At 74.7% G+C, this 16733-nt stretch carries 13 protein-coding genes; 7 read left to right on the forward strand and 6 right to left on the reverse strand.

Going from position 1 to position 16733, the window contains the following annotated elements; translation table 11 throughout:
* Positions 1-2: 2 nt before the first annotated feature.
* Positions 3-437 (reverse strand): roadblock/LC7 domain-containing protein, encoded by a 435-nt coding sequence (locus tag ACIQ6Y_RS02630; protein ID WP_404031808.1) that lies wholly within the window; start codon positions 435-437, stop codon positions 3-5.
* A gap of 80 nt (positions 438-517) precedes the next feature.
* Complete coding sequence (locus ACIQ6Y_RS02635; RefSeq protein ID WP_404031810.1) at positions 518-2518, reverse strand: ATP-binding protein; 2001 nt, start codon at positions 2516-2518, stop codon at positions 518-520.
* Positions 2519-2920: 402 nt separating this feature from the next.
* Between ACIQ6Y_RS02635 and ACIQ6Y_RS02640 the strand changes: the two genes are divergently transcribed.
* Positions 2921-4252, forward strand: a complete 1332-nt coding sequence (locus ACIQ6Y_RS02640; protein WP_404031812.1) for an erythromycin esterase family protein — start codon at positions 2921-2923, stop codon at positions 4250-4252.
* 12 nt (positions 4253-4264) lie between these two features.
* Here the strand turns inward: ACIQ6Y_RS02640 and ACIQ6Y_RS02645 are convergent, their stop codons facing one another.
* Positions 4265-5134 carry a universal stress protein gene (locus ACIQ6Y_RS02645; protein ID WP_404031815.1) on the reverse strand — a complete coding sequence of 290 codons (870 nt, stop codon included), beginning with the start codon at positions 5132-5134 and terminating at the stop codon, positions 4265-4267.
* Entirely contained in the window at positions 5131-5829 is a 699-nt protein-coding gene (locus ACIQ6Y_RS02650; protein ID WP_404031818.1) for a dienelactone hydrolase family protein, read from the reverse strand. The genes ACIQ6Y_RS02645 and ACIQ6Y_RS02650 overlap by 4 nt, the downstream gene beginning before the upstream one ends.
* 194 nt (positions 5830-6023) lie before the next feature.
* On the opposite strand from ACIQ6Y_RS02650, the gene ACIQ6Y_RS02655 reads away from it, so the two are divergent.
* Positions 6024-6644, forward strand: coding sequence for a LysE family translocator (locus ACIQ6Y_RS02655; RefSeq protein ID WP_404031821.1), 621 nt, complete (start codon positions 6024-6026; stop codon positions 6642-6644).
* 47 nt (positions 6645-6691) lie between these two features.
* Positions 6692-7150, forward strand: coding sequence for a pyridoxamine 5'-phosphate oxidase family protein (locus tag ACIQ6Y_RS02660; RefSeq protein WP_404031824.1), 459 nt, complete (start codon positions 6692-6694; stop codon positions 7148-7150).
* Between the two features lie 288 nt (positions 7151-7438).
* Here the strand turns inward: ACIQ6Y_RS02660 and ACIQ6Y_RS02665 are convergent, their stop codons facing one another.
* Positions 7439-8824: a glycoside hydrolase family 5 protein gene (locus ACIQ6Y_RS02665; protein ID WP_404031827.1), complete on the reverse strand. Its 1386-nt coding sequence runs from the start codon at positions 8822-8824 to the stop codon at positions 7439-7441.
* 214 nt (positions 8825-9038) lie between these two features.
* Positions 9039-10232 (reverse strand): MBL fold metallo-hydrolase, encoded by a 1194-nt coding sequence (locus ACIQ6Y_RS02670; protein ID WP_404031829.1) that lies wholly within the window; start codon positions 10230-10232, stop codon positions 9039-9041.
* A 227-nt stretch (positions 10233-10459) separates the two neighbouring features.
* On the opposite strand from ACIQ6Y_RS02670, the gene ACIQ6Y_RS02675 reads away from it, so the two are divergent.
* Genes ACIQ6Y_RS02675 through ACIQ6Y_RS02690 form a run of 4 tightly spaced genes read left to right on the forward strand, consistent with a single transcriptional unit; the run spans position 10460 to position 16696 of the window.
* Positions 10460-11617 carry an acyl-CoA dehydrogenase family protein gene (locus ACIQ6Y_RS02675; RefSeq protein ID WP_404031832.1) on the forward strand — a complete coding sequence of 386 codons (1158 nt, stop codon included), beginning with the start codon at positions 10460-10462 and terminating at the stop codon, positions 11615-11617.
* Positions 11617-13506 (forward strand): thiamine pyrophosphate-binding protein, encoded by a 1890-nt coding sequence (locus tag ACIQ6Y_RS02680; RefSeq protein WP_404031834.1) that lies wholly within the window; start codon positions 11617-11619, stop codon positions 13504-13506. Before ACIQ6Y_RS02675 ends, ACIQ6Y_RS02680 begins: the two co-directional genes overlap by 1 nt.
* Positions 13503-14681: a Glu/Leu/Phe/Val dehydrogenase dimerization domain-containing protein gene (locus ACIQ6Y_RS02685; RefSeq protein WP_404031837.1), complete on the forward strand. Its 1179-nt coding sequence runs from the start codon at positions 13503-13505 to the stop codon at positions 14679-14681. Before ACIQ6Y_RS02680 ends, ACIQ6Y_RS02685 begins: the two co-directional genes overlap by 4 nt.
* The gene (locus ACIQ6Y_RS02690; RefSeq protein ID WP_404031840.1) at positions 14678-16696 is read left to right on the forward strand and encodes an acetate--CoA ligase family protein; all 2019 of its coding nucleotides are present in this window, start codon (positions 14678-14680) and stop codon (positions 16694-16696) included. Before ACIQ6Y_RS02685 ends, ACIQ6Y_RS02690 begins: the two co-directional genes overlap by 4 nt.
* Positions 16697-16733: the final 37 nt, after the last annotated feature.

Below are 16733 nucleotides of genomic sequence, written 5' to 3' on the forward strand. Positions count from 1 at the left end.
GCTCAACGCCTCATCACCGGAGGTTCGACGGCGTGCTGGCGGGGGGCGGTGACCAGGTAGGGGCGCACGCTCTTGACGAGCATGGCCATCTCGTAGCCGAGCACGGCGGCGTCGGCCTCGCGGCCCGCCATGACCGCGAGACAGGTGCCGGACCCGGCGGTTGAGACGAACAGCAGCGTGTTGTCGAGTTCGACGACGACCTGTCGTACGTCCCCGCCGTCGCCGAACCGGGCGCCCGCGCTGCGGCCGAGCGAGTACAGGCCGGAGGCCAGGGCGGCCATGTGGTCGGCGCTGTCGGGGTCGAGGCCGTGCACGGACTTCACGAGGCCGTCGCAGGACAGCAGGACCGCGCTGGTCGTGTGCGGCACGCGCTGCACGAGGCCGCTCATCAGCCAGTCGAGGTCGGAAACATGGCCGGTCGGCGCGTCGGTCGCCATGGTGGTTCGACTCCTTGGGATACGGGGGGCCGCCGTCGCGCCGGGGATGCCGACGGCGTGGGGGCTGGGGGCGTGGGGGGTCATCCGGCTGGTGCGCTCCCGTCGTGCCGGGCGGTGTGGTCGGATCCGTCCGCCGAGTGCGGTGTCGTACGGGGTTCAGGGGCTGCCGGTACGACGTCCTGGGCGGCGTCCCGGTAGGGCAGCGGGGGGTGGTGACCGGCCGTCAGGTCGGTCCCGGTGTGCGCCGCCTCCAGGCTCTGCTGCGCCTCCGCCAGGCCGATGCCGCGCTGGAAGGCGGCCATCAGGCCGGGGTCGTGACCGACGTGCTCGTCGGCGTCGGGGCGGGGCGCGGGCCGCTCGCGCAGCTGGGGCACGAGGTGTTCCTGGGCGCGGCGCCTGGGCAGCCGGGGCTTGCCCATGGTGCCGCGGACGGCGCCGTTGCGCGGCACGGGCGGCGCGGCGGCGTGCTCCTCAACCAATGGCCGCTCGTCGGGCCGGATGCCGGGCCTGGCCTCGGCCGGGGTCCGCCGCTCCTGGCGCGCCCCGCGCACCGGCAGCGGCACGGCGGCGGCCCGCCCGGTGGCCGCCGACCCGGAGGACACGGGCGCCGGGGCGGGTTCCTGGGCGGTCGGGACGCCGTACGGGGGTGTGGGCAGGGAGGTCGACGGGACCGGGTACGGCACGACGGACCCCGCAGGCGCAGAGGTGACCGTGGCCGTGGACGCCGTCGAGGGCTCGGGCGACGGGACCGACCGGATGTGCCGGGCCGGTTGGTCACGGCGTACCCCTGGCGCACCCCCGGCCGGGCCGGCGCCTTCACCCTGCGGAGGGGTTGCGGGTGCCGGTACCGCAGTCCCGCCCTCGGCGGCGCCCGGCTGTCCGCCGAGCACGTCCTGGGGTACGACCAGGACCGCCTGGACACCGCCGTAGATGTTGGTCTGGAGGCGCACGGTGATGCCGTGGCGGCGGGCCAGCTGGGAGACGACGAAGAGGCCGATGCGCCCGTCGGCCAGCAGGCTGGCGACGTTGACCTGGTCGGGGTCGGCGAGCAGGGCGTTCATCCGGTTCTGCTCGCCGACGGGCATGCCGAGCCCGCGGTCCTCGACCTCGACGGCGAGGCCCGAGGTGACGAGGTTGGCGCGCAGCAGCACCTGGGTGTGCGGGGCGGAGAACACCGTGGCGTTCTCGACGAGCTCGGCGAGCAGGTGGATGACGTCGGCGACGGCGTGCCCGCGCAGCTCGCCGTCGATCGGGGGCACGAGCCGGACCCGCGAGTACTGCTCGACCTCGGCGATCGCCGAGCGCAGCACCTCGGTCATGGGGACCGGGTTGCTCCACTGGCGGCGCGAGACGGCCCCGCCGAGCACGGCGAGGTTCTCGGCGTGGCGGCGGATGCGGGTGGCGAGGTGGTCGACGTGGAAGAGGCCCTTGAGCAGATCGGGGTCCTCGATCTCGTTCTCCAGCTCGTCCAGCGTCGCGATCTCGCGGTGCACCAGCGACTGAAGGCGCCGCGCGAGGTTGACGAAGACCTCGAGCTTCTGCTCGCTGCCGGTCTGGCTGGACAGTTGCGCGGCCTGCACGACGGCGGTGACGGCGCCGTCGTGCGCGCGGGCCAGGTCGGCGGCGAGCAGCTCGAAGTCGTCGGCGTCCGCGGGCGGCCGGGAGCGCGGCGCCCGCGCGGGCGGGGGCTCGCCCCGGCGCAGTGCCTCGACCAGGGTGCGCAGATCGGCCTCGCGGCGTGCGCTGCCGCGGCGCAGGGCGCCGACGCGTTCGTGCACGGACCGGGCGGCCCGGTCGGCGGCCACGGCGGCGATCACGATGCCGGCGAGGGTCACGCACACCGCTCCGGTGAGCACGGCCCACAGGGTGAGGCCGGTGCGCGCGCCGGTGGAGCGGACGGTGAACAGGACGGCGGCGCTGGCGCCGAGGGCGACCGCGGTCGGCGGCAGCACGGCCAGCCGCAGCAGCTGGGACCGTATGTGGGCCTCGGGCAGCGCGGGTGCGGTACGGGCGACCGGCCGTCCGTGCCGTCCGCCCTCGCGGCGGTCTGCGCGTGCGGCGGGTGCGCGGAGGTGAGACATCGGTGTCCTCGTACTGGTCCGTTTGCTGGCGCGAAGAAGGGCCGCGACGATCGGCCCTGCGTCGCCCGACGGACACTGACAGTAGTCGCCAACGCATCATGTGCGGTGGGCAGTTGACAAACTCCTCCACGAACCGTCCCGCTCTGGTATGAGCCTTCGCACGACTGCCCGATAACCCTCTCGGCGACGCCGTCGGAACACGCCCCGAAGCGGTCCGAGACGATCAGAAACGCTCACACTCGGTGACCTCGCGTGGCGCGGGCCGACGCTTGCCGCACCGGCCGGTCGGTTGGCTCCCGAGGGCGCCTGTCGTGGCGTGACCCGTCCGGGCGTTCCCGCGAGCGTTTCGCGGCAGGTCCCCGGGGAACCCGGCCCCGCACCCTTCCGGGAGGGAGCCGAGTCGTGTCCGACACCGATCACGCCCGTATCCGGGACGAGGCGCACCCGCTGACCGACCCGGCGTCGCTGGACCCCCTGCTGGAGCGCGTCGGCGACGCCCGCTATGTGCTGCTGGGCGAGGCGTCCCACGGCACCGCCGACTACCACCGGGTCAGGGATCTGCTCACGCGCCGGCTGATCGAGGAGAAGGGGTTCTCGTTCGTGGCGGTGGAGGGCGACTGGCCGGACTGCCGGGCCGTGCACGACTCGGTGACCTGGGCGGCGGGCGCGCCGGAGGACCCGGGCCAGGTGCTGGCGGGGCTGCGCCGCTGGCCGGCCTGGATGTGGGGCAACAGCGAGGTGACGGCCTTCGCCCGGTGGCTGCGGCGGCACAACGGCGGGACGCCGCCCGAGCGGCGCGTCGGGTTCTACGGGCTGGACGTCTACAGCCTGTGGGAGTCGCTGCACGCGGTGCTCGGGCATCTGCGCGAGCACGACCCGGACCAGGTGGAGCACGCGCTGGACGCCTACCGCTGCTTCGAGCCGTACGCCGAGGATCCGCAGGCCTACGCGCTGGCCATGGGGCTCACGCCGGAGGGGTGCGCGGGCGAGGTGGTGACCCTGCTGACCGAGATGCGGCGGCGGGCGGGGAGCACGGCGTCGGCGGACTCCCCCGCGGCCGAGTTCGCGGCGCGGCAGAACGCCGAGATCCTGGCCGGCGCCGAGCGCTACTACCGGGCCATGCTCGGCAGCGGCCTGGAGGCCTGGAACGTCCGCGACCATCACATGGCCGACACGCTGGACCGGCTCATGGAGCATCACGGCTCCGGCGCCAAGGCGGTGGTGTGGGCGCACAACTCGCACATCGGGGACGCCCGCGCGACCGACATGGCGGAGACCGGAATGGTCAACCTCGGGCAGCTGGTGCGTGAGCGGCACATCGGCCGCGGGGTGGTGCTGGTCGGCTTCGGCTCGCACTCCGGCACGGTGGTCGCCGCCGAGCGCTGGGGCGGCGAGCCGCGGGTCATGGACGTACCGCCGGCCCGCACGGGCAGCCTGGAGGACCTGCTGCACGGAGCGCTGCCCGGCGAGCGGGCGATGTTCGTCTTCCCGCACGTGCAGTTGCAGCGGGTGCCGTCGACCGGCCCGGCCCGGTGGTACCACGAGGAGCACGGGCACCGCGCGATCGGCGTGGTCTACCGGCCGCGGCACGAGCACATGGGCAACTACGTCCCCACGGTCCTGGCACAGCGCTACGACGCCTTCTGCTGGCTGGACCGCACCGACGCCCTGACCCCGCTGGGGTCGTCGGCCGCACCGGACGCGGAGCAGCAGACCTGGCCGGCGGGCGTCTGACGCGGCCGCCCCTCAGGCGGGCACGACGGCGACCGGGCAGCTCGCGTGGTGCACGACGGCGTGGACGACGCTGCCCAGCCGCATGCCGAGCCGCTCGGCCGGCGGGTGGCGCGGTACGACGATCAGCGCGGCCCCCTCCGACGCCTCCACCAGCGCACCCGCGGCCGACCCGATGGCGAGCACGGTCTCGGTGTGCACCTGCGGATACTCGGCGGCGGGCCGGGCCGCGTGCTCAAGGAGCTGCCGGTGCAGTCGCTGTTCGGCGTCGACCTGGCTGACCTGGGGCACCATCAGCCCGGCCCGGGTCATCGGGGTCCAGGCGTGCACCAGCCGTACGGCGGTCCTGCGCAGGGCCGCCTCGGCGAGGCCGAAGCGTACGGCGTCCTCGTCGCGCTCGTCGCGGATGCCGACCACGACGTCGCCGTGGGCCGCCCTCTCCGTGTGGCCCCGTACGACGACCACGGGCCGGTCCGCGTGGGCGGCCGTCTTCAGGCTCACCGAGCCGAGCAGCAGACCGGTGAAGCCGCCCCGGCCGCGGGTGCCGACCACGATCAGGTCGGCGTCGCGGGAGGCGTCGAGGAGGACCTCGGCGGGCAGGCCGTGGCCGAGGGCGGCGTCGGTGCGCAGCCCGGGGTGTGCGGCGGCGGTGCGGGCGCGGGCGTCGTCCAGCACACCGGCGGCCGCGTCCAGGACACGCGCGTCGGTCTCGCCCCGCCCCTCGGGGTCCGTCGCCGCGGAGACGGCGGGGACGGCGTGCACGATCCGCAGGACGGCGCCGCGCAGCTCCGCCTCCCGGGCCGCCCAGTCGGCGGCCAGCCAGGCCTGCGGGGTGTCGTCGAGCCCCACGAGCACGGTGCCGGAGCGTGGTCGGTCCGTGGTCATCGCTCCTCCCGTGGGTGCGTCGACGCGGAGCCGGTCAGGGAGCCGGCCATGGCCCGCAGCTGCTCGTCGCACCACACGCGGGTCGCCCCGGTGACCTGCTCCAGCGCGCCGGGCTCCGCGAACAGGTGCGTGGCGCCGGGCACGACCCGCAGCGAGTGCGGGGCATGCAGCCGCCGGGCGGCCTCCTGGTTGAGCCGCAGCACCTCCGGGTCCGCGCCGCCGACGAGGAGCAGCACCGGCGCACGTACGGTCTTCAGGGCCGCCCCGGCCAGGTCGGGCCGGCCGCCGCGGGAGACCACGGTCAGGACGCGGTCCGGGCGGGCCTCGGCCGCCACCAGGGCGGCACCCGCGCCGGTGCTCGCGCCGAACAGGACGACCGGCAGCCCGCGCGTCTCCGGGTGCCCGTCGAGCCAGTCGACGGCGCCGGCCAGGCGCCCGGCGAGCAGCGCGATGTCGAAGCGGTGCTCGCCGGTGCGCGCGTCGTGGCGTTCCTCCCGCTCGGTGAGCAGGTCGATCAGCAGGGTGCCGAGGTGGGCGGTGCGCAGGTCAGCGGCGACCCGGCGGTTGCGGGCACTGTGCCGGGAGCTGCCGCTGCCGTGCGCGAAGAGCACGACCGCCCGCGCGGCCGAGGGCACGACCAGATCGCCTTGGAGCCGCACGCCGCCCGCGGACACCTGCACCAGTTCGGAGAACATCCCGATCACCGCTTCCGCCGTCGTCGTAGGCGTACGGCCGTGCGCCCGGCCTCTCCCTGGCCGCGTACCCGCGCTGCGGCGATGCGACCGTGCCGGGGCGGGCCGGCGTGGAAATCCCGTGGGAGCGGGGTGGGCCCCGGGACCATACTGAGCCGCATGACGACGACGGACCCGCGCACGCCGGGGCGGTGCCCATGCTGAGCACGCTGCTCGCCTTCCTCGGCGCCTGCACCCTGATCGCGGCCTCTCCCGGCCCCAGCACCGTGCTGATCATCCGGCAGTCGCTGCGGAGCAGGCGCGCCGGCTTCCTGACGGTGCTCGGCAACGAGACGGGCGTGTTCGTCTGGGGCCTGGTCGCCGCCTTCGGGCTGACCGCGCTGCTCGCGGCCTCCGAGGTGGCGTACGACGTGATGCGGATCGTCGGTGCCGTCGTGCTCATCGGCTTCGGGGTGCAGACCCTGCGGGCGGTCCGGCGCGGGGACCACTCCTGGCAGGACGACGCGGACCCCAGGGTCCGGTCCGGCTGGGCGTCGTACCGCTCGGGCCTGCTGCTGAACCTCGCCAACCCCAAGGCGGCGGTGTTCGCGATGTCGTTCCTGCCGCAGTTCGTGCCCGAGGGGGCGCCCGAGCTGCCCACGATGGTGGGTCTTGCGGCGATCTGGGCCGTGTACGAGGTGGGCTACTACGCGCTGTACGTGTGGTTCGTGCACCGGCTGCGGGGGCTTCTGTCCCGGGCGGGGGTGCGCAAGCGCCTGGAGCAGGTGTCGGGCGGCGTCCTGCTGCTGCTCGGTGTGCGGATGGCCGTCGAGGGCTGACGGCGGGACCTGGGAATGCCGTACGGGGAGCGGGAGTTGATCACGGCATGACCCAAGGACCAGCACCTCGCGCCCTGTCCGACGAAGCGCTCTCCGATCTGCTGGGCGGACAGCGGTTCGGCACTCTCGCCACGACCAAGCGCAGCGGCCACCCGCATCTGACGACCATGCTCTACAGCTGGGACCCTGAGGCCCGTGTCGCCCGCTTCTCCACGACGGCGGACCGCGTCAAGGTGCAGCACCTGCGCCGCGAGCCGCGCGCGGCCCTGCACGTCCAGGGTGGGAACGTGTGGTCGTTCGCGGTCGTGGAGGGCGAGGCGGAGGTCTCCGAGCCGACGGTCGCCCCCGGCGACGCGGTCGGCCGGGAACTGCTGTCGATGATCCCGGCCGACGCCCGGCCCGAGGACGAGGACGCCTTCCTGCGCGGCCTCGTCGACGAGCACCGCGTCGTGATCCGCCTCAAGGCACAGCGGCTGTACGGCACGGCGCTCGACATCGAGGGCTGAGGCCTCTCTCGGACCAGGCCGGCGCCGGCGGGGCCTAGGGCCTGTCTTCCGGATCACGCCGGCGTCGCGGGGCCTGGCACGCACTCCCCCACTGCCTTAAGGGCGTGGGGGGACCCCCAGCCGCGTTGTCGTCACTCGCCGACTCCCCCACTCTCGGCTTCGCTCGAGCGGGGGGACCCCCATCGCGTCGACTCCCTCCTCCGCCTTGCAGCTGCACGCACCAGACCCCGCTCGACCCCGCCAGGAGGCGGAAGCGCCTCGCAGCCGGCCTGATCCGGAAGACAGGCCCTAGCGCGGAGTGACGGTCACCGTCACCCGGGCGCCGGGGCGGGCGTGGACGCGGGCCGTGGCCGAGCGGTCGGCCGGGAGGTCGGGGGTCGATGTCGTGGCGGGGCCCGTCAGGGAGAGGTGCCAGCCGCCCGGCCGGGAGGGGACGCGGATCTCGGTGATCCCGCGCCCGGCGCGGTAGACGAGCCGGTACGCGCCGGTCTCGGGGACCTGCCTCTCGGCGGTGACCGTGCCGGCGACGGCCGGGGCGTACGGGGCGGCCGTGCGGTCCTTGTTGGGGCGCAGTACGCCCTTGTCGTCCAGGGCGCAGTAGCCGCCGCCGTAGCACCACACATAGCCCGCCCAGCCGGAAGTGTAGCGGCCCAGGGAGGCGAGCGCGTCGCGGTAGAACAGGCCCATGTTCGGCAGGGAGTTGTTCAGCGGCCCCCACTCCCCCACGACCACCGGGACACGCTGCTCGCGCGGGTAGGCGGTGACGGCCGCCTCGTAGGCCTCGATCCAGCCGGCCGCCGGGTCGTAGTCGGCGCCGGCCTCCATCGCGGTGTTGTAGAAGTGCGGGGCGTACACCGCCTTCGGGTCGTCGATCCGGCCGAGCGCGGTGGGCACGCCCTCGCCGACGAGCGGGGTCGGCTCGAAGAAGATCCAGGCGTCCCGGTCCTTGGAACGGACCGCGTCGGCCAGCCGGTTGTACATCGGGGTGAGCTGCTCGGCCTCGATCCGCGCGGCGGCCGTCGGCAGGTCCTCGCCGGGGCGGAGCTCGCCCATGGGCTCGTTGATCAGGTCGTAGCCGAGGACGGCCGGGTGGTGCGCGAAGCGGCCGGCCAGCACGCGCCACATGCCGGACTGGGCCCGGCGCAGGTCGTCGTCCTCGTAGAGATGCGTGAACGCCCGCTGCACGGCGGGCTCGAAGTACTCGGAGAACCAGTCCTGCGGGTGCGGGGTGAAGGGCAGCCCGTCGGTCCTGGTCGCCCACGCGGGGATGCCGCGGTGGCCGAACGCGGGCCCGAAGACGTCCTGGTGGGCGTCGATGAGCACCTGGACGCGGTACTTGTGCGCCCAGTCCAGCACGCGCTCGATCCTGCGCAGGTAGTCCTCGCTGTAGCGGCCGGGCTCGGGCTCCAGGTCGTCCCAGAAGACCAGCAGCCGGGCGAAGTTGAAGCCGTTGTCGCGCAGATCCCTGAAGTGCCGCTCGGTGATCGCGGAGAGCGCCTGCTCCCCGCGGTGGGTCTTGTCCTCTACGTTCCAGCCGCGCAGGGTGAGCACCCGGCCGCGGTCGTCGGTGAGCCTCGGAATGTCCGTGGCCCGCGGCGCGGTCTCCGCGTGAGCGGCGGTCCCGGCTCCCAGCAGGGCACAGCAGACGAGTGCGGCGAACAGTCGTCGGTACACGGGCGCAACCTCCGGCACGGTCGGAACGACGGCGTGCGGGAGATCTCATCAGCAGAACTGACGGTGCATCAAGAGGTGTGACACACCTCGCCGGGCACCACCCCGCGCGTCGGCTCCTGCCCTCGTCCCGGGAATCACCTGCCGGTCACCTGGTGACAGTGCCCTGCGCAGCACCCGACGGACCGACTCGGTCACCCGGTCCCAGCGAACCGCGTCAGCGATCTCCCGCCAGGTCGAGATCGCCGCGCGGGGTCTCGCCGGTGACCTCCACGGTGCCGGGCCGGCGCCACAGGTGCGGCACCGGCGCGGACACCGCGCGCCACCACGGCTCGGCGGGCAGCTTGCCGCCGGGCTCGAAGGGCTCGCCGGGCCGCGGGAAGGCGACGGCCTGGCCGGCCTCCTCGGCGGCGTCCTTGGTCCACTCCCCCGGCTCGGCCCACGCGTGCGGGGCGAGGTTGAAGGTGGCCCAGTGGATCGGCAGCAGCACGCCCGCGGGGGCGCCGCCCTGGAGGTCGAGGTGGGCGCGCAGGGCCTCGGCCGGGGTCATGTGGATGTCCGGCCAGAACTCGCTGTACGCGCCGAGCTGGATCATCGTCGCGTCGAACGGGCCGTGCTGCGTGCCTATGGCCTGGAAGCCGTCGAAGTAGCCGGTGTCGCCGCTGTGGTAGACGCGGTGCTCCTCGCCGGCGACGACCCAGGACGCCCAGAGGGTGTGCTGGGTGTTGCGCAGACCTCGGCCGCAGAAGTGGCGGGCCGGGGTGGCGGTCAGGGTGAGCCCGCCGATCCGGGTCGACTCGTGCCAGTCCAGCTCGCGCAGCCGGTCGGCGGAGACTCCCCAGTGCTCCAGGTGCGCGCCGACGCCGAGCGGGACGGCGAAGACGGTGTCCGTGCCGGCCAGCGCCTTGATCGTGGGCAGGTCCAGGTGGTCGTAGTGGTCGTGGGAGATCACGACCACGTCCACCGGGCCGAGCGCGGCGAGCGGCAGGGGCACGGGGTGCAGCCGCTTCGGCCCGGCGAAGGGGAACGGCGAGCAGCGCTCTCCCCACACGGGGTCGAAGAGCACGCGCGTGCCGTCGATCTCGGCGAGGACGCTGGAGTGGCCCATCCAGGTCAGCCGCAGCCCGGAGGCGGGCGGCCGGGCGATGTCGGCGAGGGTGGTGGCATGCACCGGGATGCGGGCGCTCGGGGCCCGGCGGGTGCGGGCGTCCTTGTCGAAGTAGAGCCTGGCGAAGTCCAGGGGCGAGCCGGAGGGCCGGGTGCGGGAGGGCCCGCCGGGGTTCTGGAAGACGCCGTCCTTGAAGTGCGGCGATCTGCGGATACGAGCCAGGCGCTCACCGCTGGGGTCCACGCCGAAGGCCTCGGGCTGCAGCGCGCTCAGCCCGGCACTCAGGGAACGGGGTCCGGCCACGGTACCTCCAGGTGGAGTGGGTGAGGTCTCCCATTATGGTCCGCCCCACCGACAACGCCGGGGCGCCCCCGTCACAGCCGTGCGACCGGGTGCGCTCCCGGCCGCCTACTGATGATCCGTTCAGCACGTTGACAGAGCCCGAGCCGCGTTTCGATACTGACTGATGATTCAGTAGCTGGCCCAGGTCGCCGTCCGGCGGCCCACTCCCTCGCGGCCTTGGAGGCACCATGTCCGACCTCCCCACCGAGCTGGTTGCGCTCACCGGCGAGCAGCACGACATCGTCGAGCTGACCCGCGCCTTCGCACGCGAGGAGATCCGCCCCCGCGCGCGTGCCGTCGACGAGGCGGACGTGGAGACGCCCTGGGACCTGTGGCGCAAGGCGGCCGAGGTGGGCATCACCGGCTTCATGCTGCCCGAGGAGTACGGCGGCGGAGGCTTCACCGACGTCTTCACGCAGGTCCTCGTCCAGGAGGAGCTGTGCGTCGGCGACCTGGGCATCGGCAATCTGCTGTGCTCCAACGGCTTCTTCGCCGACCCCGTCCTGGAGCTGGGCACCGAGGAGCAGAAGCGGGAGTGGCTGACCCCGCTGGCCGGGCCCGACACCCCGATGACGGCCCTGGCGACCACCGAGCCGGGGGCGGGTTCCGACGCCGCGTCCATCGTCACCGCCGCCCGCCGCACCAGCGGGGGCTATCTGCTCAGCGGCCAGAAGGCGTGGATCTCCAACGCGGGCGAGGCCGACCAGTACGTCGTGTTCGCCAAGACCGACCCCGCCGAGCGCTCGCGCGGGGTGAGCGCGTTCCTGCTGCGCAAGGACACCGAGGGCGTCTCCTTCGGGGACCCGATGCGCAAGATGGGTCAGCGGGCGATCGTGTGCCGGGAGATCTTCTTCGCGGACGCCTTCGTGCCCGAGGAGCACCGCCTGGGCGCGGAGGGCCGGGGCTTCCACGGGCTGATGCGCACCTTCGACATCTCCCGCGCGGTGCTCGGCGCCGCCGCGACGGGCGTGGCCCGGGCGGCGTACGAGTACGCACGCGACTACGCGCGCGAACGCCGGCAGTTCGGCAAGCCGATCATCGAGCACCAGGCGGTCGCCTTCCGCCTCGCCGACATGCGCACGCGCGTGGAGCAGGCCCGGCTGATGACCTGGCGGGCCGCCAAGCGCCTGGACGCCGGGCTGGACGCGACCGCCGAGGCCGCAATGGCCAAGCTCACCGCCTCGGAGACGGCCACGTACTGCACCTGGGCCGCCGTGCAGACACTGGGCGGCTGGGGTTACTCGCGGGAGTTCCCGGTGGAGCAGTGGATGCGCGACGCCAAGCTGGAGGAGATCGAGGAAGGCACCTCGGACATCATGCGGCTCGTCATCTCGCGGAGCCTGTGATGGCGGCCGACGTCCTCAGCGGCGGGCACGCCCTGGTCCGCGCGCTGGCCGCGCACGGCGTCACCGACGCCTTCGGCATCCCGGGCACCCACAACCTGGAGATCTACCGGCACCTCACGCCGTACGGCATACGCCATGTGGCGCCCCGCCACGAGCAGGGCGCGGGGTACGCCGCCGACGGGTACGCGCGCGTGACGGGCCGGCCGGGTGTCGTCCTGACGACCACCGGGCCCGCCCTGCTCAACACCATGGCCGCGGTCGGCCAGGCGTGGTCGGACAGCGTGCCGCTGCTGGTGGTCTCGCCCGGGATGCCGCTGGCCCATCCGCGTCTCGCGACCGGCATGCTGCACGAGATGCGCAGCCAGACGGAGGCGCTGCGGGGCGTCGCCGCGTTCAGTCACCGGGTGTCGTCGGTGGCCGAGATCGACGCCGCCGTGGCCCGCGCGTTCACGCTCTTCCGCACGGGTCGTCCGCGCCCCGCCCACATCGAGGTGCCGCTGGACCTGCTGACCGCGCGGGCGCCCGTCGGGCCCGTCCGCCTCGCCCCGGACGTCCCGCCCGCGGCCCCGGACCCCAATGCCGTCGACCAAGCCGTACGGGCCCTCGCCGGGGCCGTCCGGCCCGCTCTGGTGCTCGGCGGTGGGGCGCGCGGCGCCGGGGCGGAGTGCCTGCGGCTCGCCGGGCTGCTGGGCGCGCCGGTGGTGACGACCGCCAACGGCAAGGGCATCGTGCCGGAGACCCACCCGCTCTCCCTCGGCGTCTCGCTGCACAGTTCCGTCGTGCAGAAGTGGCTGTCCGCGCGGGATGTGGTCGTCGCCGTCGGCACCGAGCTGGCCGAGTCCGACCTGTGGTCGGCACCGCCGCCCGTCCTGGACGGCGTACTGGTGCGGATCGACATCGACCCGGATCAGATGTACGCCGGGCTGCCCGCGGACGTGGCGCTCGTGGCGGACGCGCGCACCGCGCTGGAGGCGCTGCTCGCCGAGATGAACGGCCGCGCGCGCGTGCCATGGGTGGCCCCAAGGGCCGACACGCGCGTGACGGAAGAAATCGACCCGCGCGTACGCGAGAGGGCGGGCACGCGCGTGCCCGAAGAGGCCGCCATCTGCGTGCGCGAAAGGGCCGACGCGCGCGTACCCGACGAAGCCGGCCCGTACGTGCTTGAAGTGGCCGACACGCGCGTGCCCGAAGAAGCCGGCCCGCAGGTGCTTGAAGTGGCCGACACCCGCGTGCCCGAAGAAGCCGGCCCGCAGGTGCTTGAAGTGGCCGACACGCGCGTGCCCGAAGAGGGCGGCCCGCGCGTGCCCGACGACCTCGGCGCGCTGCGCGCCGCCCGCGACGCCGGGACCGCCGTGCGGGACGCCCGCTGGATGCCGTACCTCAAGGCCGTCCGCGAGGTCCTCGCCGAGGACGCCGTGCTCACCTCCGACAGCGCCCAGTGCTGCTACTACGGCGCCCTCCCGCACCTCCCCCTGGGCCCGCGGGGCCGCTTTCTGCACCCCACAGGCTTCGGCACCCTGGGCTACGCGCTGCCCGCGGCGATCGGCGCGAAGACCGCGTGCCCCGACCGCCAGGTGGTGGCCCTCAGCGGTGACGGCGGGCTGCAGTTCACCGTGCAGGAGCTGGCCACCGCGGCACAGCTCGGGCTCCCGCTGCCGGTCGTGGTGTTCGACAACGGCGGCTACGGCGAGATCCGCGACGAGATGAGGGCGCGCGGCGACACCCCGACGGGGGTGGATCTCGCGCCGGTCGACCTGCCCGCGCTGGCCCGCGCCTACGGCGGACACGGCACGCGCGCGTGCACCCCGCGGGAGCTGGCCGACGCCCTCACCGAGGCCCTGGGCCGGCCCGGCCCCACCCTGATCACCGTCCCCGAGGAGACCTCATGACCACGCCCCTGCTGTCGCTCACCTGGACGGACCACGTCACCGGACGGCAGGGCTTCCTGGTCGTCGACCGGCTGGTGCGCGGTGTCTCCAGCGGCGGACTGCGCATGCGGCCGGGCTGCACCCTGGACGAGGTCGCCGGGCTCGCCCGGGGCATGACCATGAAGGAGGCCCTGCACTACGACCCGCGAAGCCGCTACATCCCGCTCGGCGGCGCCAAGGGCGGTATCGACTGCGACCCCCGGGACCCGGAGGCGTACGGGCTGCTCGTACGCTACCTGCGCGCCATGGGGCCGTACATCGAGCGGTTCTGGACCACCGGTGAGGACCTCGGACTCACCCAGGACCTGGTGGACCGGGCGGCCGCCGAGGCGGGGCTCGTCTCCTCGATCCAGGCCGTGTATCCGCTGCTCGACGACGAGACGGCCGCACGGGCGCGGCTCGCCGACGCGTTCGCGGTCGAGGTGGACGGCATCGGGCTGGACGAGCTGGTCGGCGGCTGCGGCGTCGCCGAGGCCGCGCTCGCGGCGCTCGACCGCGCGGGTGTGCGGTACGCGGGCACGCGCGTGGCCGTGCAGGGGCTGGGCACGATGGGCGGCGCCACGGCCCGCTTCCTCGCCCGCGCGGGCCTGACGGTCGTGGCGGTCGCCGACGTCAAGGGCACGATCGCCGACCCGGCCGGGCTCGACGTCGAGGCGCTGCTCGCGGCGCGCGACGCGTACGGCACCGTGGACCGGGCGGTGCTGCGGCCCGGCGCCCGTGAACTGCCCGGCGAGGACTGGCTGTCGGTGGAGGCGGAGATCCTCGTCCCGGCGGCCGTGTCGTACGCGATCGACGCCGGGAACCAGCGACGGGTGCGGGCACGTTGGATCGTCGAGGCGGCCAACATGCCCGTGGTCGCCGAGGCGGAGGAGCTGCTGGCCGCGAGGGGGGTGACGGTGCTGCCGGACGTGGTGGTCAACTCGGGGACGAACGCGTGGTGGTGGTGGACGCTGTTCGGCGACATCGGTGCGGACCCGGACGAGGCGTTCGCGCACACCCGTCGCTCGATGCGGGCGCTGGTCGACCAGATGCTGGCGCGCGCGGAGGCCGACGGCACGACACCGCGGGCCGCCGCGCACGCCCTCGTGGAGGAGCGGCTGCCGGTGATCGCCGAGCGCTTCGGCTGGTACCGATGACCCGGGACGCGCTGTTCGACCCCGCGTCCGTGGCGGTCGTCGGCGCCTCCGAGAACCCCGAGAAGTGGGGCTACTGGCTCGCCAAGGGCGCCCTCGCGGGGCGGGAGCGCCGTGCCGTGCACCTGGTGAACCGGCGGGGCGGCAGCCTCGACGGCGTGCCGTTCCGCACCGGGCTGGACGGGCTGGCCTGCGACCATGTGGTGGTCGCGGTGCCGTCCGCGCAGGTGCGCCCGGTGGTCGGCGACGCCCTGGGCGCGGGCGCCCGCTGTCTGACCGTCATCACCTCCGGCACGGACCCGGCCGAGGAGCGGTCGCTGGCCGAGCTGGTGACCGGCCGGGGTGCCCGGCTGCTGGGCCCGAACTGCATGGGCCTGGTGGACACGAGCAGCCAACTGCGGCTGAGCTGGGGCGAGTTCCCGGCGGGTGCGGTCGGTCTGGTGTCGCAGAGCGGGAACCTCGCGCTGGAGATCGGGCGGCTCCTCGCCCGCGCGGGGCAGGGTTTCTCGCGGTTCGTGTCGCTGGGCAACCAGCGCGACATCGACGCGGCCGACGCCCTGGAGTCGCTCGTCGGCCATCCGCCGACCCGGGTGATCGCGGCCTACGTGGAGGACTTCCGCGACGGCCGCCGCCTGGCCGGGGTCCTGCGGGCCGCGCACGCCGCGGGCAAGCCGGTGCTGCTGCTGACCGTCGGCCGCAGCGCCGCCTCCGCCAGCGCCGCCGCCTCGCACACGGGCGCCCTGGTCAGCCCGTACGACACCGTGGCGGCCGTGTGCCGGGACAGCGGGGCGCTGCTGCTGCGGACGGCGGGCGAACTGGTCGACACCGCGCTGTGCCTGCTGGCGCCCGCCCGGCCGGCCGGGACCCGGGTCGCGATCGTCGGCGACAGCGGCGGCCAGGGCGCGCTGGCCGCCGACGCGTTCGCGGAGCGCGGCGCCGAGGTGCCGCCCCTGCAGGACCCGGCCGCCGCGCGGCTGGCCGCGCAGCTCCCGGCCGGGGCCGGCTGCCGCAACCCTGTCGACCTGGCGGGCGCGGGCGAGGCCGATCTCGCCGTCTACGCGCGCGTGGCGGGCGAACTGCTCACGGGCGGCGACACCGACGCGGTCGTGCTCACCGGCTACTTCGGTGACTACGCCACCGCCAACCCCGCCCAGACGGCCCGCGAGTGCGAGGTGGCCGGGGCCCTGGCCGACGCGGCCACGCGCGCGGGGCGCCCGCTCGTCGTGCACACCATGGCCCGCGACACCCCCGCCCTCGCCGTGCTGCGCGAGCGGGGCGTGCCGGTGTACGAGCGCGTCGAGCAGGCGGCCACGGCCCTCATGGCGGCCGCCCGGCTCACCGCGGCCCTCCCGCACACGCCCCCGGCCGTGTCGCAGGCGGCGTACCGCGTCACGGACGGCGGCTACGAGTCCGTACGGGAGCTGCTGTCGTCGTACGGCGTCGTGTTCCCGGCCGCCGCGTTCGTCAACGACGCCGAGGAGGCGGCCGAGGCGGCACTTCGCGTGGGCTACCCGCTGGCGCTGAAGGCGATGGGTCTGGCGCACAAGACGGAGGCGGGTGGAGTGGCCCTGGGCCTCGGTGACGAGGAGGCTCTGCGGGCCGCGTTCACGCGGATGCGCGAGGCCACCGGGGCCGACGGTTACGTCGTGGAGGCCATGGCGACACCGCCGTACGCGCATGAGCTGATCGTCGGTGTCCGGCGTGACCCGGCGTTCGGGCCCGTCGTGATGGTCGGGCCGGGTGGTGTCACGGCGGAGCTGCTCGCCGACACGGCCCTCGCGCAGGCCCCGCTGACGCCCGTACGCGCGCGTGCGCTGCTGCTGGAGCCGCGGCACGCCCGGCTGCTGACCGGCTGGCGCGGCGCCCCGGCCGCCGACCTGGACGCCGCGGCGGCCGCGCTGTGCGCCGTGGCCCGGGCGGCCGCCGAGCATCCGGAGCTGGCCGAGCTGGAGGTCAACCCGCTGCTGGTGCACCCGGGCGGTGCGCTCGCGTTGGACGCGCACGCCGTACTGGGCTGAGCACAGCGAAGGGGGCCTCCCGCGCGGGAGGCCCCCT

The sequence above is a fragment of the Streptomyces sp. NPDC096205 genome, from assembly GCF_044763135.1.
Lineage (GTDB): Bacteria > Actinomycetota > Actinomycetes > Streptomycetales > Streptomycetaceae > Streptomyces.